We start from the raw sequence: 20,231 nt of genomic DNA on the forward strand, positions 1-20,231 counted from the left end.
CGGTCAGTTATCGAATAATACTGTCAGTTATCGAAAGAATCATTGTACCAACTATTAATTCTATTCATTTGTATTGCACAACTCAGCCCAAGTGAACACACAGCCTCAAATAACCATTACCAGTAACGGACTTTTAGTCAGTAAACAGTTTGTACCCTCAATCTGGAATTCCCAATTAGGACTCGTAGAAGGAGAAAAGATTGGAGAAAATCTATGGCATTGTATTTCTTCAGATTTATCTAAGAAAGAGAACATACAATTCGAAATGAACCATGCAATGTATTATCTTAGTATTCGGTACTCAGATAGTTTATATCATATTTCTTTCGATTTGCAGCATAAAAAATCATACTCTTCTAGATCAAAGTCGATTAACCGCTACAAAATGTTGGTGGAAGCGGCAAATGACATTATTTATGAAACAGATACCCAAGGCTGTTTCACCTATGCAAACCCCAAAGCATTAAAGGCTGTGGGTTACAGCAAGGACGAAGTAATTGGGATGCGATATGTCGATTTGATTCGAGATGACCACAAGGAAAGAGTAATTCATTTTTACCAAAATCAAATGGCCAAGGGTGAAACAACCACTTACTTGGAGTTTCCAATTGTTTGTGCAAATGGTGAAGTAATTTGGATTGGTCAGAACGTGCAGATTCTTGAAGATGAACATGGTATTTTAGGAATGATGTCGGTAGCCAGAGATATAACTGACCGACATGTATCTGATCAACTATTACTGAAATCCGAAGAAAAATACCGAGGTATTATTCAAAACCTTCAGTTTGGTCTTTTAGAAGTAGACTTAGATGAAAAAATTCTCTACGTAAACGAGGCCATGTGTAGCATTACTGGCTATACACCAGAAGAGCTTATTGGCAATGTTGCTTCCGATATTTTAGTTCCAAAACAGACAAAGGAGATTATTGATAGAGAGCATGACAAGCGGGCGCAAGGTGTAGCTAGTGTTTATGAAGTAATGCTGAAACATAAAGATGGCCGACCAATTTGGTGTTTGATTAGTGGTGCTCCCAACTACAATTTTGATGGTGAAAGAATAGGGTCTTTAGGGATTCACATGGATATTACGGGTAGAAAGAAAGATGAGGAAGAACTCATATATACCCGCAGTCGCTTAGATAAATACAGGGTAGGTTTAGAGCTTTTAAACGAAATGACCTCCAACATTGGTTTAGATCTTAACTGTCAAATCAATGAAGGGATGAAGATTGCTGCTAACTATCTTAATTTACCTTTTGGGATTGTAAGTAGGATTGAAGGCGATGATTATTATGTTCAGCATAGCTATTTAAATGATGAAGAGCCGGTAGATTCGGCTGAACAGCACTTTAAGCTGCAAGAAACTTACTGTGACATTACCTTTAATCTTGATTCAAAAATTGCAATTCATAATTTTAGTAAATCTGATTATTCAGACCATATCGCATTTAGTAAGTTTGGTATTGAAACATACATAGCCTCCCCTTATTCGGTAAATGGAAAAAGGAGAGGTACAGTTAATTTCACTTGTGTAGAAGCACGTGAACAGCCCTTTGATGCTTACGATCTTGAGTTTATCGATCTTCTGGCAAAATACATTGGCTTTATTATTAGCCAAGACGAAAACCAAAAGGAGCTAGCTAAGGAGCGCGAAACTTTAAGATTAAGAAATGCTAAACTGTCTGAAAATGAAAGCTATCTAAAAGCGATCAACGGTTTCGTTACCAAGCTGTTGGTAAAAGAAGATATTGTAGAAATAGCCTGGGAGATTGCTGAAAATGTTATTGACGAGTTTGGTTTTGAAGACTGCGTTGTCTACGTTTTTAATGAAGACCATAACTGTTTAGAACAGTTGGCACTTTATGGGCCAAATATGTCGAAAGATAGAACAATAATAGACCCAATTCAGGTGAAACTTGGAGAGGGAATAGTTGGACATGTTGCTGAAACTGGGGTATCCGAAATTATAAGCGATACTTCTAAAGATAGCAGATATAAAGATATTGATGGACTAAGGCTCTCTGAAATTACGGTGCCTATAATTGCTGACGATAAGGTAATTGGTATTATTGATTCAGAACACAAGCAGAAAAATTTCTTTAAGGATGAGCACTTAGCTACACTTACTACTCTTGCTAATTTAGCATCTAATAGACTGAAGAATGCTAAGGCAAAGCGAAGACAACTGATAGCCGAGCGAGAATTAAAAGAAAATGAAAATAAGCTTCGAACAATTATTAACTCAGCACTTGACGGAATTATCACAATTGACCAAAAAGGCTTAATCACAGAGTGGAACCCTCAAGCGGAAGTGATTTTCGGCTGGAAAGCTGAAGAGGTAATTGGTGAACCACTAACAAATAATATCATTCCTTCTAAACATCATTCAGCCCATGATGCGGGAATGAAAAATTACTTTAAAACAAAACAGGGGCCTGTTCTAAACCAGCGCATTGAAATTACAGCTATGCGTAAAAGTGGCGAGGAATTCCCGATTGAGCTGGCTATTCTACCCATTGTTAGAAATGGAATTCATTCATTTACTGCTTTTGTAAGAGATATTACCATTCAAAAAGAGGTGCAAAATGAAATGGAGAAAGCACTCAATAAAGAGCGTGAGTTGAATGAACTTAAGTCTAGATTTGTTTCTATGACTTCTCACGAGTTTAGAACCCCGCTGACTACGATAAAGCAAAATGCAGACTTAATAGCATTCAAGCTCGAAAACCAATTCCCAGAGCATGTCGAGGGTTATAATAAATACCTCAATAGAATTGAGTCAGAAATAGGTAGGGTAACTTTCTTGATGAACGATATTTTGATGTTGGGTAAAATAGAGGCAGGGCGTGTGGAAATAAATAAAAAACCAACCGACCTTCATGAGCTAATTAAAAAAGCCGTAACTCAATTAACTGAAAATAGAAAGGACGGTAGATATATTGACTTTTCTGTTATCGGAGTAGCACAACCCGTCAATATCGATGTCAATTTATTTGATCATGTCGTGGCCAATCTTATTTCAAATGCTTTTAAATATTCAGAAGGCAAAGATGACCCCAAGGTTATCTTATCTTATGAAAAAACGAATGAGGTGAAAATCACCTTTAAAGATTATGGTATAGGAATTCCAAAGAAGGATCAAAAAGGATTGTTTGCCTCTTTTTATAGGGCTACGAATGTTAAAAACATTCAAGGTACAGGCCTTGGGCTTTCTATTGTGAAAGAATTTGTAGAGATGCACGGAGGTACCATTTCCGTTAATAGTGAACAAGATATGGGCTCTGAATTTATAGTTATTATTCCAACTCGATAAGTCAAGTCTTTTTTAAGACTATATAATTATTATCTTTAACTCAAATCTTATTTAAGGAATGAGCCAGTTAAAGATATTAATTGTAGAAGATGATATAATGATTTCGGATAGTCTTAAGGATATTCTAGAAATGTTAGATCATAAAGTAGTGGGTGTTGCTGCCAATGCCGATGATGCCATTGAACTTTGTAATCAACATTCGCCAGAATTGGCACTGCTCGATATTCAAATTGGAGGAGATATTGACGGTGTAGATTTGGCCGAAATTATCAACGACCAATTTGACATTCCTTTCATTTTCACCACTGCTTTTGCCGATAATACCACTGTTTCAAGGGCCAGAGAAAGAGGGCCGTTTGGTTACCTCGTAAAACCTTATGGCGTAAAAGATATTAATGCAGCTATTGAAGTGGCGATGGGCTCTTACGAAAGGCTTAAATCTGCTGAAAAGAGCAGTGGAATGTCGAAGATTATAGACAATAGCATTTTCCTGAAAGTAGACGCTAAGCTGATTAAAGTAAAAATAGAAGATATACTTTATATAGAAGCCAAAGGAGATTATGCACTGTTCAAAACTGCTAATAAGGGCTATATAGTACACAGTACCATGAAAAAGGTTCAAGACCGATTGGAAGAATTTAACTTCCAGAAAGTACATCGGTCTTTCGTAGTCAACCTATCGAAAATCGTAGATATTGAAGAGTCGAACTTACTGATTGAAGACAAGGTAATTCCTATTTCTAGGGCCAATAAAGAAGCTTTAATGAAGCGATTGAACTTGCTTTAATCGATTTAAGAATAAAATATTGAATTAGAGGAGCCATTGGTTCCTCTTTTAGTTTCTGACCACCGAAAGTTGATGTTCTGAACTTTTTAAGACTACTCTTTCAGATTTTTCCCAGGTTACTTTTTGATTTCCTCTAAAGTATTTGATCCAGCCTTTTACTACGCAAATGTGCATATAAGTAAAGTAGTAAGGGATGTGGAGTAGTTTGTATGAGGTTTTTTGGTCTCTAATTACATAGCCAAAGAAGGCAAGCAGGTAGAAAATGGATTGAGCTCTAAAAGCTAAATTGTAAAACCAATGTGTGTCGGCAAGCCACAATGTACTGGCAAAAGTACCAATCAAAGCCAAAGGCATAAGTGTCCAACGCAAGGCACGGTGCGACACGTACTGAAAGGTGAGTTTTCCGTACTTAAAAACATTCAACAGCTTTACCAGTTTGATCACCGCCTGAATTCCTCCAGCGCTTATTCTCACTTTTCTTTTAGTTTCTTCTGCAATGTTTGCTGAGGCAGTTTCTGTTGCCATGGCGCTAGGTTCGTAGCCCACTTTGTAACCATCGGCAGCAACGCGCATGGTCATCACAAAATCTTCAATAAGGGTGTTTTCTTCTGTAGGAACGAATAAACGAGTTCTGATGGCAAATAACTCACCAGCTGAGCCCACTAATGTATTCCATTCGGCATCTTGCTTTTTTAGGAATGACTCATACTTCCAGTAAAAACCTTCACCAGAAGCACTGGCATTATCTTCAGTTTCACTCAGTACTATTTTTTCACCCGAAACGGCACCCATTAAATTAGACTCAAATGGTTGTACCAAAGCTTTAATGGCTCCTGGGTTCATCATTACATTGGCGTCACTAAACACGGTAATTGGCGAAGTAATGTATCGCATTATGCGGTTTACTGCGGCTATTTTACCTTTCCTTTCTGGGCTAAAGCTAAGCGAAACGGAGGCGTACTGATTGATGATGTCGTTGGTCTGATCCGTTGATCCATCTGTTACAAAAAGTACTTTTAGTCTGTCTTTAGGGTAGTCAATCTTTTCGCAATTGGCGATTTTTTGCCTGATGATGTCAGCTTCATTATAAGCTGCAATCAGTAGAGTAACCTCAGGCCAGTCTTCTTCAGAGAAGGGCGTGTAAGTGTTTTTCTTTTTCTTCCACTTATTAAGCAAGGTTATCAGTATACCGTACCCAGCAAAAGAGTACAGAATAATAAAGGTCGAAATCCAGAATAGCGTTTCCATATGCTGTTTGTTTAGTAGGATAAAAGTAGCTGAATCCAGAATTGGAATTAGATAGTTTCGATGAGTTGTAGGCTTTAGGCGATGAGCAGTTTATCAGGTTAGGTGGCTCAGTTTTAAGTGAGATTGAGAGAAGTAGGCTAGTACTAAAAAAGGTACTAAGATATGTTTAGTACCAAAAAAGGTACTAAAGTAGGAATGTAAAAAAGGTATATGCAGTAATAACGGGTGATATTGTAGGGTCTACTTTGATGAACAATGATTATCACTTTATTTTTAAAGATTTCATTGACGGTATTCGAATTGACTAAGAGCCTGAGTTTAAGTTTAAACCCTCACAAACCCCACTTTCCTTAAAATTAATGCATCCCAAACCCCTTTGGTGAAAGCGCTTAAATGTTTGAATTCAGATTTGAATAAGTGACTCAAAAGGTTTTTAGGTGAACTTAACAATAAGAAGAATAACAAGAAGACTACACTTTGATTTCCTTTCTGGCGCTTCATGAAATAGATTCTATTTCGGGTTTGATAGTAGACTTTTAGCGGACTGTTTTTTCCTGTAGAAATAGATTCTTTGTGAAGAATTTCCGCGTCCATACACACCTTCAGTTCAAAACCTGCTTCGCGAAACATTCTGGACCAATCTAATTCTTCGTAATACAAAAAATAGTCTTCGGGCATTAAGCCACATTGATTTATCACAAACCGAGGAATCATGACTGCAGCCCCGTGGAAATAGGGGGTAGACACAGCTCCTGTGGGTTGAGGGCGTGATTTTATCAGTTCATTACGACCTGTCAGTTTGTTGATTTCTGTGAAACCGGCAAACTGAATTGTATCTGGCGTGTCAAAGTATTTAATCACCGGACTCACTGCACCCACAGATGGGCTGGTAAAGCAATTTAAGAGTGTATCAATAGTTCCGTTCTTAATTTCTGTATCATTGTTTAGAAGAAAAATGTAATCGCCCTGAGCGGCCTTAACGCCTTCGTTATTTCCTCCTGCAAAGCCTAGGTTTTCCTTTTTGTTGATCACCACTACTTTTTCGAAATGCTGGCGGTAAAGCTGCGTGTCGTCATTCGGCTGAGCATTGTCTACCACAATGACTTCTAAATTAGGGTAGCTCAGTTTTGCAATTGAATCCAATAACTCACAAGTAACTTGCGCTTGCTTGTAGTTTACCGTAATAATACTGACTAGTGGGCTTTCCATGATTTACTTTTTTTTACCAATTACCTGTATTGCGTTGCCCCATTTTCCATGATGAAACCAACGGTCCATATGGATCAAGCCTTTGGCCAAAGGCAAGCTTAACAATTGAGTTACTACGCCTGCTTTCTTTCCTAGGTAAGCAAGTTCCCAAGCCAATCTGGATAAATACCCATCAGAATAGGATGCATGTACCACCTCGAAACCCTCTTGCTCAAACTTCTTCTTCAATCCATCGAGGTCGTACACTTGTCCTATATGTTCTTCTTCTAGCCATTCATCATGATCGGCAAAGTAGCGATCTGGCAAAATTGTTTTTTGTTCTACGTTCGGAATTTTCACCATAAAATAACCACCTTTTTTCAGTCGATCGTGCACCGTATTGAAAGGCATATTTTCGGGAGCAATGTGCTCGAAAACATCAATCGAAAAGGCGAAGTCAAGCTCCTTAATTTTGGTGCGATCTAGGTAGTCGGAATAGGTTTTTATGTTCTTAATTTCAGACTTGTAAAGCGCTTCGTTTAGGCTATTGATTCTGTTCTGATCTATGTCTAAAGCGTGCACCTTTGAGTTAGGGAAAGCGGTAGCCAAACTGATGGCGTACTCGCCAAATCCAGTGCCTAAATCAAGGATGTTTTCATCTCCTTTGAAAGGAATATTTTTAATCAGTTTTTTGAATATGGTAAAGCGCGCATAATTGCCCACATTGGTGTACCCGAACACTTTATTAAACAGTTTTGCGAGTAGGGGATTGCCCTTCATTCGCTCACTAGTATAAATTTGTGCGTTGCCAAAAGTAAGTTCCATAATGAGTTTATTTTGTGGCTATTAATGTTTTGATCTTGAATGAATTAAACACTTCTGATAAAGGAGAAATGTCTACATATTTCTTGATTCTTATTTGACCTAATAAGATGGTAATAATGATACTGCTAGTAGTTGCTATAGCCGCACCTGTAACACCATATTGAGGAATTAGCCAGGCATTCATTGCAATATTTACTAATAGGCTGAAAGCCAGCATCTGAAAGTTTACTTTGGGCTTACCTATAGCGTCCAATGTAAGCCCGAATACACGACCCCAAGGCTTGAACAAACATCCAATAGATAGTATAATTATCAATTGAGATGACGCTAGGTAATCTTCTGATGATAAAATATTTATAATACTGGTATTGAAAATATCTATAACCATTACTCCTGGAATTATGAGTGCTAATAACGTGAGTATTGACCGGCCATATTCTTTCTTTAGCTGACTGACACCGTTTGCATGATAACTTGCTGCTAATCGCGGATAAATGACTTGGCTAAGTGCCGTTAATGGAAGCTCTATGTACTGAATAATTCTTGATGCGAAATGGAAAAGTGCGAGTGAAATTGGATCAAGAAAATAGGCGATCATCAGCACATCGGCTTTGTTAAAAAGCAAGGATAAGAGGTTGGTTCCAGCAATGTATTTTCCAAATCCAAGTAGCTCTTTTATGATGGCCAATTGTGGCATGGCAATAGCAATTGGATGCTTGAATAACATGTACAACACTGGTGAAATTACAGCCAATAATTGACCATTTAAAATGGCATTAAAACTTAAGTTTCCGGTGTACCAAACCGTCACCATTATGGTTAAAAAGGTAACCATGTAAATGAGGTTTAGCCTAGCATAAAGTTTGAACTTGTTTTTAGCGAAACATAGAATGTTCATCATCTGAATTGTGCCTAAACTCACCAATGGCTTCCAGCTTTGTTTGAACAATTCAATTAGGGCTGGCGCCTCCCATAAGTTGGCCAGAAGCCCAGCACCAAAGTAGAGTAGGATAGCACTTAGAATGATTACAGAGAAATTGATGGTTAAACCGGATCCTGCTTGTTGTGCTTCTTCGTCCGCTTTTTGAATTAGCAAGCGCGTCAACCCATTCTGAATTAAGCCCTGACGCATGCTGTCTACAATGGATATTACAGTAATGAACAGTGCCCAAACCCCCACGGCTTCTTGAGGGAATTCCTTTAACAGCACAATAAAGAGCAGGAAATTGCTCACTAGGAATGAGGCTTGGCCTGCAATAGAATAGAGGCTGTTCGAGAACATGGCGCTATTTTTCAGTGATTTGATCATTATATTGCAAGTTTTTGATAAGACTCAATTGTGCGTTCTGCTACTTTGTCCCAAGTAAAAACTGATGAGATTCTTTCTTTGCCAATTGCACCCATTCTTTCAGCTTCGGCTGGGTTTTCTAAAAGGTATTCCATGGCATATACATAAGATTCTGGCTGTTCAATGTTGCAAAGCAGCCCATTTTCACCATGGCTCACCGACTCACGAATGGCAGCTAAATCGGTGGCTACAACAGGCACTCCATGCGCATTGGCTTCTAGTAAAACGATGCCTTGTGTTTCGTAAGATGACGGGAGTAATAAAGCGCGATATGAAGGAATTGCTTCATGAATTTGAGCGTTGGAAAATTCTCCCAATAATGTGATTTGACTTTCTAGCTTATGCTTCTTGATCAAATCTTTAAGCGTTTTGTACTGCGGGCCGTTTCCAACAATATCCAACTGAATTTTTGATTTGGTCTTTGCTATTGCGGTAATCACTGGTACCAATCCTTTTACTGGGTGAAGTCTTCCTACGAAAAGAAACTTAGTTTTATCACCTACCAAAACTTGTTGGTTTGTGATCGCTTCTACTGTAGAAAGTTTTACTCCGTTTGGAATTACTTCTACCCCTTCTAAGTGGTTTGATAGGCTAATTTCTTTGCACACATCTTCGCTTACTGCAATCTTAAGATGGGCGGCTTTTAAAAGTTTGTATTCTATCTTTTGAGTAAGCCAAGCGTGTAGTTTTGAATTGAAACTCCAACCTTTTTCGCTACTACTCTCTCTGCTTATAATTCCATGGATTGTATTGGCTAATCTGCCTTTAAGCGCAGGAATCATATATAATAAGTATCCGCTGCGTCCTTGGGTGTGTATCACATTGAAACAACTGTGGTTTTTCTTTACCCAGTTTTTTGCCTGCCAGTTAAAGCTAAATTCTTCGGCTAAATTAGAGATTGGCTTTAGGTATCTGCCTGGGAAAAATGGAATTTCGATGATGCTTACACCGTCAATTTCATATTGCTTTTCGGCTTCGCGGTAAGCGCCACCAGTGAGTACAGACACTGAATGTCCTTTCTCGGTTAAGGCCAAAGCGAGGTTCCAAGTGTGTGTTTGAATTCCGCCCTTAAATCTCCACGGAAGAGATTTACAGATCAATAATATGTTCATTTTAGTGGGCTTCATTTTTTCTTTCTTTTAGCGCTTTTCTTCTTTTCTTTTTTGGCTTCAGCAGCCAATTCTAATTTAGATCTCATGACTCCCCAAACTAGAAATAGTGTTGCTATAGGAAGCAGGAGTGACCAAGGCATTCCTTCAAACATGACTAAACAGCGTTATGTGGTGTGTGAATAAATTCAGTGCGTGACTTCTTCATCCAAGTGAAGGCAATTAGTGTTGACAGCACTAATTTTGGTAGGGCTACAATTAGCTTTAAGCCATTTTTTAGTAGCACTTTGAAAGGAAGACAAACTACATAGGCTCCAAAGTTGGCTACAGTTCCGATGGTTGCTAGCGTAATCAAAACCACATTCCCTGTAAGCAATGAAAGCAGAACTAGCATTAGCATTACGAAAGGAGCCAAGGCGCGTGGCGGTAAGGCCAATTGCATTGTTTTGTGGAAGTAATCGAAGTTACCTTTTAAAAGTGCTCTGAAAGCCGGTTTAATCGATTTTTTTAGGAAAGTGTACTGTGACTCCAACCAGCGACCTCTCTGCTTAGAGAAGTGCTGAAATGAACCCACTTTCTCATCTTTGATTACTAAGTCTTCTGAAAAGTGTATGAAGACCTTTTTTGCTGTAAAAGCCAACTCTAGTTCTTTATCAAAACCACCAATGGCTGTTAAGTCAAAAACCACACTTTTGAATAATTCGAAATCAAATACCATGGCCGAACCAGAAAGCTTTGAAGACAAGCCCAAAACATTGGCGCCTTTGCAAATCATTTCTTGGTTGGCGAATTCTGAAAGGCCATCTAACAAAGCAATGGTGTTTTGTCCGTTGGCTGCTGCTCGATTGCCTTGTATGGCTTTCATTCCACGGTTGATGTACTGATTTGCTTTGGTCAAAAAGTGCATGTCCATTACGTTGTCAGCATCTAAGATTACTGTGGCATGATAGGTTCTATTTTCACCATACACCTTCATGGCTTCTTGAAGTGATTTCACCTTGGTGCTTTTTTCAAACTTCACTTCCAACACATCAGCACCAAGGTTTCTGAGGGTTTTTACTGTCTCCAGTTTCAAACCATCAGCAATCACAACATAATCAAAAGCCCTTTTAGGGTATTGGTAACGCAAAGCCATATTGCGCTTCGTACTTTCAATAATCACGGCATCTTCTTTATAAGCAGGTACCATCACCAAAAATTTGTTTCTTTTTTCAACTGATTGAAAACTAGAGCGTTGTTTTACCTTCGAGGCCAAGGCCAACACGAAAAGGTAAAGGGCAGACCCACCAAAGTAGGCGATCAATACAGCGAGTAAAATGATGATTAACGTTTCCATATCAGTTTTTTAGTGGTTTCCATTCTTTGATTAAAAAAAGAAAAGGGATGGCCATGTTCATTACCATGCCTGTTGGCATTTGGCCAAATACTTGGTTTCCATAGCTGGAAAAGAGTACTCCAATTATACAGGCGTATAGCCCTAGTCCGTAGGTTTTACCTTGTTTGTCTTTTAGATTCATGACCAAGTGGCCTCCTTTCCCCAATACAAAGCCTAAAAAGGAAAGGTGAATCATAAGGCCTACAATCCCTGTTTCGGCCCAAACTTTTACATACCAGCTATCAGTTGCGGTGTTGGCCATTAGTGATTCTGGATTGAACCTAGCGCCCCAAAAACCTGCGGTACCAATTCCGGCCCCAAATGGTTTATTAGCCAAGTAGGCACCAAAGATTTTTTGGTTGTCGAGTCTAACAGAAAGAGATTTGTTGTTGGGGTCTAAGGCGGTGCGCATTCTACGCACTTGCTCTACACCTTGAAACATGAAGGTGTATTTTAGAATACAGAATACCAGCACGATTGCCGAAAGACCTGCCAATAATACTTTAAAGTTTTTGTTCACGATGAGGTAAGCTATTCCACCAAATAATGGCACAGCCAGGGCGCCTCTTGTACCAGAAATAGCAAAACCTAAGAAGAACAATACAGCACAGATGGCATACCATACTCTAGTTCTGAATTTAAAAGGGCCTGTTGCTAAAATTCCGGTAAATAGCGCCATCATGGCTTGTGAAGCACCAAACTGACCTGCATCGCTGTAAAATGAGAATACCCTTAAAACACCATGTAAAACATGTTCTTCGTGGTGATCTTCCTCCCATAACCAACGATATTCTGCGGCATCAACCCCAATGATTTGCTGCTTAAAACCCCAGGCCACTCCAATAAGGGAAAGCACAATAAGGATGTTAAGAAAGATCATGAAGTCTTTTCGATCTCTGAAGAGCAAGAAAATTAGAGGAATGCTTAATGCTTGGTAGAAACCAAGGCCTCTCATGGCATAGAACCATGCTACGATTCCGTTTCCAGCTGGATTTACGATTTCGAAAATCAAGTAAAGCATCCAAACGGTAGAGAAGATTACAATGTCGTTTTTAAGGAACTTCCAGTTCACTTTTACTTCCTTGTTGAGGATTATGATTAACCAAGCCAAAACCATTAGGATATCGAGGGTTAACCCCCAAGGTGCATTGATGTAGCGGCTAATGCCAGAAATCATAAAACCCATCACTAGACTGCCCCATAGCGCAAGTTTTGGCTTGCTCCACAGTACAGCTAGTAGGGTTACGATGAAAGGGAGTCCAAGCAAAATAAGTGCGCCCACCATACCTGAAACTAGGATTAACCCAGTGCCCACTACGATAAGCCCGAGTAAACTGATAAGGCCAAAGCCCGATCTTAATTTCTCGACTCCGTATTTGGTAGGTATGGTGGCGTAACTTTTCATGCTTTTTTCTTAACATAAAAGTACTGCCTGCCCCTCGGCTATTTTTTAGATTACGATAACTGGAAGCTTTGCTTCGATAATTGACAGAAAGGGGAGATGAAGGGAATTAATTGATTAGGTGAGCGAATAAGTGATGTGGCTAATGAAAACTGATTGTGGAAATCAAAAACTGACATTCTAAATCTGTTTTTCAAATTCGTTTGCCCGAGCTTCCCAGCTGTTTTGCTGCGCGAAGTGCTTTCTCATTTGCACTTTGAGACGGTTATTGGCTTGGATTTCCTTTTTTAAACCGTGAACGAAGTCTTCGGTGTTTTCTGCAATGTAAATCAATGGGTCGAAATCAGATAAATCACTGAAATCAGTAGTAACGACTGGCTTACCCATGGCCATGTACTCATTAATTTTTAGCGGATAAATAGCTTTTGTAAGCTCGGTTTTTACAAATGGAATAATACAAGCATCCCAAAGTTGAATACTTTCTGGTAGTTCTTTTTGAGGTACTGACCCACGGAAAATAATGTTTTCAGGTAAATTCTCTGGTAGCTCAACCTTTACTGGCCCAAGCATTTCAAAGGTAAGGCTGGTTAAAGCCTTAGCAGTTTGGGCTAGTAAGTCTAAATCAACACGCTGGTCAATGGCGCCAACATAGCCTACTTTGTAATTTTTGGTGAGTTCAGAGCTTTCCGACCTAAATATGGAAAGGTTAACACCATTCTTTACACATGATACATTGGCGTGTTTGCCAATAAACTTTTGTTTTAACTGTTCCGAAGTAGTGATAATTCTGTCACAGTGATCGATATATTTTGATTCGTATTCAGCGCCCCACTTGCTGGCCCATTCGGTTCCGGAAATTTCATCGTAGCAGTAGTATGTACGCTCTATCTCGCCCCAATATTTTCTTGTAAAGTAGCCATAAATAGGATTGAAGGCATTTACCAATACTGTATTATCTCTATTAACTGTTTTTAAGATTTTCTTGATGCTCAGGCTGATAAACCAAGCGTTAATGAACATTGCCAAACGGAAGATAGCAGCATTATTAATCCAGTTTACTGGAAGTACAGGCATGGCATTGTACACTTCCACCAAACCATTTTCAGTTTTTATTTTTCTGGTACGGCTTTTTTTACCCAATACCTGACTTTTGGGTGTGAACTTATTCTTCAACACGTCTTTCCAGGTGTAGTGATAATCGAGCATAATCACCCTGTGCTCTTTGGCCAACCTGGTCATAATCTCCATGGTGGATTTTATGTAGGGGGTGTCCCAAGCAGGGAAACTATGGCATATAATTGTTTTCATCACTGATTTCTTTTTAGGTGAATGCTATTCAACTTCTCTAATTCTTTCTTCGCACGTGCATTTTAAGCCTTAGCTCAAAACCGCTTTCACTTTTCTTCTTAGCCAGCTACGTTTCTTTGGTACCTCGCCAATTACATCTTCCATAATGTCTGTTCTAACGCCATTAAGGAATACCACTGGCTTTTGACCTACATATTTTTTGTACACTTTCAATGCGTGTTGATCGGCTTCGGTCCATTTTCTGTCTGCTTTAGTAACAAGAATATGGATGTCGCCATTTTTCACTTTGTCATGACCATAAGGATTGTTTAGAATTGAAGGCAATTCAATCCAGTTGAATTCATTTTCATCGAAATGCTTTTCAATAAATTTTTGAGCATTCTCAATCAATGTAGTTTTACCTTCTTGGTTTTGAATACTGAAGACTACTACATTCTTTTTGCCTGTGGCCTTTTTGCCAGCTATTCTCAATTCTTGAACAAATAAGTTCATGGCTTGGTCGGTAATGGTAGAGAAATCTATATTAGATTTTTCTACATCTTTGGGTAGTTTAGGCATGAGGCCTGCTATTCTTAGCCCAGTTTTCTCTGCAGTATTTTTAGGACTCTTCAAGCTGCTATCCATAAATTCCATACCGATAACCGCACTTGATGGAACGACCAACCCTACCATGAAGGCTAGAATAACCATCATTGAAGTTTTTGATTTTTCTGGCTGAGCAGGGTAAAAGGGCTTATCAATTACCTTTAAGTTGCTCGACATTAGCATATTGTATTGGTCTAGTCTAGCTTGGTTGTAGCTGCGTAAATTCTCTAAATACTCTCTTTCAGCCACATCAATTTCTCTTTCCAAACGGGTAAGGGTAGAACCTAAAGGCGCAAAACGATCATAAATAGCTTCGTATTCTTTTTGACGTATTTTCATTACTTCCAATTTGGCCGATGATTCTTCTCTACTAATCACCGAGTTCAACCATTGGGTCAAAAGATTAGAAGTAGGCACACCGTCAGAAGTTTGGGTTACAGCAATTACCGATTTAGTTGATTCAATCATTTCGGCCTTGAGGTTTTTGATTTTCGCTTCAAGGTCTCTTTTCTTAGCAAGCGTTTGTCTATCTAAAAGACTATCGTTGGTGATGGTAATTTCGGTAAGCTCATTGGTGAATGCTGCTATTTTCTTCTGGTTGTCGGCAATTCTTTCTTGAATTACAGGCAATACACTTTTGTCGTCAATTTCTAACTCAATACGTTTAATAGCCGATTCTGCTCCTGCTTTGATTTTCAACTGATCTTGAAATTGTTTGTCTAACTCTTCTTTGTTTCCAGAAATAAAGCGGGTTTGTTCGTAGTAGTTGATGATTTGATTTTTCACTCTGAAATTCAATAAATCGTCTTCTGCTTGCTTTAGCTTGGCCAAAGTATTAGCAGTTGCTTCTTCAAAGAATAGAATTACCGATTCGGTTTGGCCTTCTTTAGTATCTAACTGACTTTCCATGAAAATATCAGTGAGGAATGACAAGGTGATTTGGCTCATGTAAGGATCAATGGAAGCGTATTCCATACGGATCATATCGCTATTGCCTTCTCTAACTACTTTAATGTTCTCTAATTGATCTAGACCAAAAAATAAGTTTTTGGAATAAGTGAGTTCATAAATGGCATTCTGCTTATCGGCTTCTCTTAGTTCAATTATTTTTTGTTGAACTGATTTCAAAGAGTCTCTTCCATTTATTTTTACTTCAATATTTTCTAAACTGGTTTCGAGAACTTCCTGATTTTCTTTTAAAATTGGGTTTTCGCCTTTCGATCTCTCTAAAAGCATATGGGCCAATAATCTGGCAGATAGCTCCTTTTGGGTTTCGAATGAAGTGGCCAAATTAATAAGGTTCTCCATTTCGTTATTGGTGTAGGCGTAATCGATTCTCTCGCCATTATTACTTTCAATATTATACCCAGAAATAAGTCCAGTATTGAGTAAGGTATGGCTTTGGTATTCTTGCTTTGCATCTTTGGTAAACCAGAATACAAGAAAGGCCAGGCACAGTGCGGTAAGGCCAATGTAGGCCGAAAAGCGAACTAATAAACGAACGATTTGAACGAAACTCATGGCTTATCGAATTATAGAAGATCCAACCAATTGCTCTAATGTCTTAAGTGTATACCAAGCATCGCTTTTGGTTTTTTCAAGTTCTATTTTAGAAGTAGTAGCAATGTCTAAAGCCATTCGGTAAGCGTCCATTTCTGCTTTTCCGGCTTTAAAATAGCCTTCGGTCAGCATTAATGCCGATTCGTTGGCTTGCATCTTCTCGGTTTGTAATTCTATAATTTTGAATGAAAGGCTAAGCTGATTGTAACGCTTGGTTACTTCTTCGGCAATTATTTTTTTGATGTCAGATTTTTGGTATTCAATTTCTTCAATAGCATACTTATTCAACTTGATTTTATTTTTTCTTGATACCAGTTCCGAAAATGGTAGCCTAATGCTAAGTCCTAAACTATAAGTAGCGTTTTGGCGGGTAACAAAGGTGTTTTGATTATCGCTTGAAGTCAACAGTTGATCGGAGATAACTCCATTGCCGTAGTTATAACCAGCAGTTAATGCTACATGCTGTAACCAGTCTTTTTTCGACATAGCCATTTCTTCCTCTTTCTGCAATTGGCCTGTTGTAAGGCGATGTACCGAAGGCGCATTTCTAAGTGCCATACTGATCAGAGAATCCAATGGTTTGATCTTGTCCATTCCAGTGGGAGTTTCCTGAGCATTTAGTTCCGTAGCACTGATCAATAATATGACGATTAAGAATTTTTTCATGGTTTCTATTTTTGAATTTGAACCGTTTTCTCCGAAACAATACCCTTGATGCTGCTTAGTAGATTTTTAAATCCGGCAGGCTTCATAAAGGGCTTTTCAATTGTTTTGAAGAATATCATGCTGCTAAATAACACGATAGGAATGGCGATAATCAGACTTATCGATAACTGTAACCAATAAGGGGATGAGTAACCAAACGAGCCGATAACTGAATAGAGCAATTCGAGCAATGGCAAGTGAATAAGGTAAATGGTATAGCACATTCCTCCTATGATGGTGATCCATTTTACAGATAAAAACTTGTTGAAATAGTGGCCATTAAAGCCTGCCATAAGCAAAAGAATAAGTGCCGAATTGAAGATTAATGTTTTGTAATATTCTTCCGTCCAGGTAAAGGCCATAACCAACAAAAGCACAGGAGCGAGGGCATCCCAAACCCAAGGTTTAATACGGCCAATCGTTTTACGGTTGACATATAAATCTGCCGCTAACATGCCAATCAGAAAATGCTGCAAGTGGCCTAATAAAGTGGCTTTGAGTGGATGAACATTCCAACCCAACACGTACTGAAATGTGATGTAAGCAATTAAGAAGATGATCAGAAAGGTTCTCCTTACAAAACCATCTTTCTGATTGAAATAGAGCAATGCAATAAAAGGGGCAATAAGATAAAATTGAATTTCTACTTCTAACGACCAGGCTACGGGATTGATAATGGAATACTCACCATAGACAATACTGTGAGTGTAGGTTAACGTAGCAAAATAATGTGCCAATACTTTTCCAATACCAAGGTTGCTTTGAAACAAGAGTATAAGCGCAAAAAAGCTAATCCAAAATATAAACGGAGGTTCAATTCTGGTGAGCCTTCTAGATATATAGGTTTTGTAATTGAGCGTTCTATTGCCTTTAGCATAGGGCATGGTAAGCACAAAACCACTAATTGCGAAGAAGATAAACACTCCAATGGTACCTCGACTAATCAAGAATGATAACATTTGTTCCCAACCCGATTGATTTGAAGCACTAGCACTATACTTCAGAAGTCTTTCATTGGCATGTTGGAAAATTACTGGAGCTATGGCCAGAAATCTAAAACCGTCAATAAAAGGAATGTAATTTCCTGAATTAGGGCTGCGCAATAAGGAGTTCCAGAAGTCTATGAATCGCCTCATGATTTATACGTTTTCATGTTGTAGAGCTGCTAATGGAGTTTTAAAGAGAATCTTCATGTCCATCCAAAAGTTATGTTTCAGCGCATACTCAATGTCTAAATCGCATCGGCTTTCGGTACTCATTCCTGATTTCCCTCGTTCGGTAACTTGCCATAAGCCCGTGAGTCCGGCAGGTGCTAAAAATCTTCCTACTGTTTTATCTGTTGTTAATTTTTCAGCTTCGTACAGCGGCAAAGGGCGATTGCCTACCAATGACATATCGCCAATAAGGATATTAAAGAGCTGAGGTAATTCATCGATACTCGTGTTTCTGATAAACTTACCCACTCTCGTAATTCTCGGGTCGTTGTTAATTTTCACAAAAGCCTTTTTGTCTTCTAACGCTTTGAATTGCTCATATTCCGACTCTTCAAATAATTCATCGTCCTTCACTAAAATATGGTCGTGGTTAGCGTAAGCTATAATTGATCGCGTAAGAGGCTTGGCCTTAATGGTTTGTTCTTCATTATTGGCGTATTGGTTCAAATGCTTTAGTTGCTCTACCATTTGGTCGGCATCGGTACGCATTGACCTGAACTTATAGAACTTGAAAATTTTATAGCCCATTCCTACACGGTAAGAGTAGTAGAAGATTGGGCCTTTTGATTCCAGCCTGATCAGTATCATGACCAATAGGAATAGGGGAGCCAAGCATAAGATAAGAATGCTGGTTACGGTGATGTCGAAGGCTCTTTTTACAAAGGGTACTTTTAATGAAGGTCTCATAGCTCTATTTTCTTTGATACAAAGCTATTCTGAATGAGGCCTCGGCTTTTATAATTTAGACGACTGCAGGGTTTTGGCAGTTGAATGAAATGAATTAGAGGTTGTTGGTTTTACTTGGTTTTGGGTGGTTTTCTCTGGTTTATTTATTCTGCTCAGTCTATTTTAATAGCCACTCAGTAATGGAATGTTGACAAAATGCTGAGAAGAGTTATTAAGTTAAAGGGTAAGACCTTAAACATGCTGATCGATAAGTATTGCATTGCCGTCCGGATCTGTAACTACTAAACTGGCTGGACCAGAACTGTTTTCGTCTGCCGCACTTTGAAGTTCAATGCCTTTGCTTTTTAATTCCTTTTGTATGGCGCGCACATCATCAAAAGACTCAAGTTTTTGTGCGTTTTCGTCCCAACCAGGGTTAAAAGTTAGAATGTTATTAGGAAACATACCTTGAAAAAGCCCTACTAGGGCATTACCATTTTTCATGATCAAGTAATTTTTTTCCATATCTCCGGCAAAAGCTGTAAAGCCAAGGGCTTTGTAAAAATCTTTAGAGGCCTTTAAGTCTTTTACACTAAGGCTAACGGAAAATGCGCCAAGTTTCATAGTGGTGGGTTTTGTTTAAAAAAGGAAGATAGGGATTTTATTGCTTAGACTCAACGCAGCCTGCCGACAGCTCTTCACGATATTCAGCATGAAAGCTAATTTTTTCGTTTTGCAAGGTTTTCAAATTGATCGAAGTACGTTTTTCTCCATTCACGATAAAGAATACTTCATAATGAAAAAGGATATCATTTAGCAGTGTCACCTCACAGTCCAAGTATTCTTCCATTGAGTTAGTAGGTGCACTGCCTTCAGTATCGTAGGGATAATAATAGGGGAGAAATAGTCTCGCTACATTTGTTGAATCTTTAGTTAAAGAGCCAATGCCTGAGGCGCCTTGAGCACCGCTAATACCGTTAGCTTCTCGCCACGGAAAGTCATTGCATTCTACCATAAATGGGATGAAATCAACGCCTAAATTATCGAATGAACTATCGAACTTTACTTCAATGTATTTGATGAACATAGGTTTAAGTACATTGTAATCAAGGTAAACCATCTGAACGGGCTTTTTTCCATCGAAAACAAAATTATCAGGGGTGACTATGCCAATATCATATAAGGTATTTGGGTCATTCTGGCCGCCTGCTTTAAAAACTGGGGGCGAAGCAATATAATATTTAGCAACATAATAAGGCTTATTTGTTTTTGGGTCTATTTGATGCCCAACAGGTATGCCCGAGAGTACTTGATTTGCCTTGTTCCAACTAAAACCTTTTGGCCCGTTCCATAATTTACTGTCGATGGTAATATTTGTATTGCAACCAAAGAGGGACAGACTTTGAGTTTTTTCATGTGGAAGGGTGGTTTCGCCCAAGCTAAAGTTTACATAGCCTGTAGTTTTTTCGAGCTCAGTGTTTTGGGCTTTTGTTATTGAATATGCAAAGAAGAAAGGAATGCTTAACGCTAAAAATTTTAAACATGGTTTCATGATGGTTGGCTTTGGTAAATAAAAAAATGATTGTGTTATCACAATT

Annotated in this window: 16 protein-coding genes; 2 read left to right on the top strand and 14 right to left on the bottom strand. The window is 38.7% G+C overall.

What is annotated here, in order from left to right; translation table 11 throughout:
• Window positions 1-91: 91 nt before the first annotated feature.
• Complete coding sequence (locus AWW67_RS13690) at window positions 92-3,313, top strand: PAS domain S-box protein (protein ID WP_141655461.1); 3,222 nt, start codon at window positions 92-94, stop codon at window positions 3,311-3,313.
• Window positions 3,314-3,371: 58 nt separating this feature from the next.
• Window positions 3,372-4,100 (top strand): LytR/AlgR family response regulator transcription factor, encoded by a 729-nt coding sequence (locus AWW67_RS13695; protein WP_053221948.1) that lies wholly within the window; start codon window positions 3,372-3,374, stop codon window positions 4,098-4,100.
• A gap of 48 nt (window positions 4,101-4,148) precedes the next feature.
• Here the strand turns inward: AWW67_RS13695 and AWW67_RS13700 are convergent, their stop codons facing one another.
• The 14 genes from AWW67_RS13700 to AWW67_RS13765 form a co-directional block, all read right to left on the bottom strand.
• Window positions 4,149-5,348 (bottom strand): glycosyltransferase family 2 protein, encoded by a 1,200-nt coding sequence (locus tag AWW67_RS13700; protein ID WP_062302441.1) that lies wholly within the window; start codon window positions 5,346-5,348, stop codon window positions 4,149-4,151.
• A gap of 324 nt (window positions 5,349-5,672) precedes the next feature.
• Window positions 5,673-6,557, bottom strand: coding sequence for a glycosyltransferase family 2 protein (locus tag AWW67_RS13705; protein ID WP_062302443.1), 885 nt, complete (start codon window positions 6,555-6,557; stop codon window positions 5,673-5,675).
• A 3-nt stretch (window positions 6,558-6,560) separates the two neighbouring features.
• Window positions 6,561-7,361 (bottom strand): SAM-dependent methyltransferase, encoded by an 801-nt coding sequence (locus AWW67_RS13710; protein ID WP_062302444.1) that lies wholly within the window; start codon window positions 7,359-7,361, stop codon window positions 6,561-6,563.
• A 7-nt stretch (window positions 7,362-7,368) separates the two neighbouring features.
• On the bottom strand, window positions 7,369-8,670 hold the full coding sequence (locus AWW67_RS13715; protein ID WP_062302445.1) for an oligosaccharide flippase family protein: 1,302 nt from the start codon (window positions 8,668-8,670) through the stop codon (window positions 7,369-7,371).
• Entirely contained in the window at window positions 8,670-9,836 is a 1,167-nt protein-coding gene (locus AWW67_RS13720) for a glycosyltransferase family 4 protein (protein ID WP_082794055.1), read from the bottom strand. Before AWW67_RS13720 ends, AWW67_RS13715 begins: the two co-directional genes overlap by 1 nt.
• A gap of 139 nt (window positions 9,837-9,975) precedes the next feature.
• The gene (locus AWW67_RS13725) at window positions 9,976-11,154 is read right to left on the bottom strand and encodes a glycosyltransferase family 2 protein (protein WP_062302448.1); all 1,179 of its coding nucleotides are present in this window, start codon (window positions 11,152-11,154) and stop codon (window positions 9,976-9,978) included.
• A gap of 1 nt (window position 11,155) precedes the next feature.
• Window positions 11,156-12,598, bottom strand: coding sequence for an O-antigen ligase family protein (locus AWW67_RS13730; protein ID WP_062302449.1), 1,443 nt, complete (start codon window positions 12,596-12,598; stop codon window positions 11,156-11,158).
• A 177-nt stretch (window positions 12,599-12,775) separates the two neighbouring features.
• Window positions 12,776-13,903, bottom strand: a complete 1,128-nt coding sequence (locus AWW67_RS13735) for a glycosyltransferase (RefSeq protein WP_082794056.1) — start codon at window positions 13,901-13,903, stop codon at window positions 12,776-12,778.
• A gap of 69 nt (window positions 13,904-13,972) precedes the next feature.
• Window positions 13,973-16,009 (bottom strand): GumC family protein, encoded by a 2,037-nt coding sequence (locus tag AWW67_RS13740; protein WP_062302452.1) that lies wholly within the window; start codon window positions 16,007-16,009, stop codon window positions 13,973-13,975.
• A gap of 3 nt (window positions 16,010-16,012) precedes the next feature.
• Entirely contained in the window at window positions 16,013-16,714 is a 702-nt protein-coding gene (locus AWW67_RS13745; protein WP_062302454.1) for a TolC family protein, read from the bottom strand.
• 5 nt (window positions 16,715-16,719) lie between these two features.
• The gene (locus tag AWW67_RS13750) at window positions 16,720-17,889 is read right to left on the bottom strand and encodes an acyltransferase family protein (RefSeq protein ID WP_062302455.1); all 1,170 of its coding nucleotides are present in this window, start codon (window positions 17,887-17,889) and stop codon (window positions 16,720-16,722) included.
• 3 nt (window positions 17,890-17,892) lie between these two features.
• Window positions 17,893-18,654, bottom strand: coding sequence for a sugar transferase (locus AWW67_RS13755; RefSeq protein WP_082338032.1), 762 nt, complete (start codon window positions 18,652-18,654; stop codon window positions 17,893-17,895).
• 231 nt (window positions 18,655-18,885) lie between these two features.
• Window positions 18,886-19,257: a VOC family protein gene (locus tag AWW67_RS13760; RefSeq protein WP_062302457.1), complete on the bottom strand. Its 372-nt coding sequence runs from the start codon at window positions 19,255-19,257 to the stop codon at window positions 18,886-18,888.
• Between the two features lie 37 nt (window positions 19,258-19,294).
• Window positions 19,295-20,185: a hypothetical protein gene (locus AWW67_RS13765; RefSeq protein WP_062302458.1), complete on the bottom strand. Its 891-nt coding sequence runs from the start codon at window positions 20,183-20,185 to the stop codon at window positions 19,295-19,297.
• Between the last annotated feature and the right edge of the window lie 46 nt (window positions 20,186-20,231).

Origin of the sequence: Roseivirga seohaensis (assembly GCF_001592945.1) — a bacterium.
Taxonomy (GTDB): Bacteria; Bacteroidota; Bacteroidia; order Cytophagales; family Cyclobacteriaceae; genus Roseivirga; species Roseivirga seohaensis.

Bases quoted from the DNA above. Each gene is read 5' to 3' on its own strand.
- AWW67_RS13695 (WP_053221948.1), top strand. From the start codon at position 3,372: ATGAGCCAGTTAAAGATATTAATTGTAGAAGATGATATAATGATTTCG.
- AWW67_RS13700 (WP_062302441.1), bottom strand. From the start codon at position 5,348: ATGGAAACGCTATTCTGGATTTCGACCTTTATTATTCTGTACTCTTTT.
- AWW67_RS13705 (WP_062302443.1), bottom strand. From the start codon at position 6,557: ATGGAAAGCCCACTAGTCAGTATTATTACGGTAAACTACAAGCAAGCG.
- AWW67_RS13710 (WP_062302444.1), bottom strand. From the start codon at position 7,361: ATGGAACTTACTTTTGGCAACGCACAAATTTATACTAGTGAGCGAATG.
- AWW67_RS13715 (WP_062302445.1), bottom strand. From the start codon at position 8,670: ATGATCAAATCACTGAAAAATAGCGCCATGTTCTCGAACAGCCTCTAT.
- AWW67_RS13720 (WP_082794055.1), bottom strand. From the start codon at position 9,836: ATGAAGCCCACTAAAATGAACATATTATTGATCTGTAAATCTCTTCCG.
- AWW67_RS13725 (WP_062302448.1), bottom strand. From the start codon at position 11,154: ATGGAAACGTTAATCATCATTTTACTCGCTGTATTGATCGCCTACTTT.
- AWW67_RS13730 (WP_062302449.1), bottom strand. From the start codon at position 12,598: ATGAAAAGTTACGCCACCATACCTACCAAATACGGAGTCGAGAAATTA.
- AWW67_RS13735 (WP_082794056.1), bottom strand. From the start codon at position 13,903: ATGAAAACAATTATATGCCATAGTTTCCCTGCTTGGGACACCCCCTAC.
- AWW67_RS13740 (WP_062302452.1), bottom strand. From the start codon at position 16,009: ATGAGTTTCGTTCAAATCGTTCGTTTATTAGTTCGCTTTTCGGCCTAC.
- AWW67_RS13745 (WP_062302454.1), bottom strand. From the start codon at position 16,714: ATGAAAAAATTCTTAATCGTCATATTATTGATCAGTGCTACGGAACTA.
- AWW67_RS13750 (WP_062302455.1), bottom strand. From the start codon at position 17,889: ATGAGGCGATTCATAGACTTCTGGAACTCCTTATTGCGCAGCCCTAAT.
- AWW67_RS13755 (WP_082338032.1), bottom strand. From the start codon at position 18,654: ATGAGACCTTCATTAAAAGTACCCTTTGTAAAAAGAGCCTTCGACATC.
- AWW67_RS13760 (WP_062302457.1), bottom strand. From the start codon at position 19,257: ATGAAACTTGGCGCATTTTCCGTTAGCCTTAGTGTAAAAGACTTAAAG.
- AWW67_RS13765 (WP_062302458.1), bottom strand. From the start codon at position 20,185: ATGAAACCATGTTTAAAATTTTTAGCGTTAAGCATTCCTTTCTTCTTT.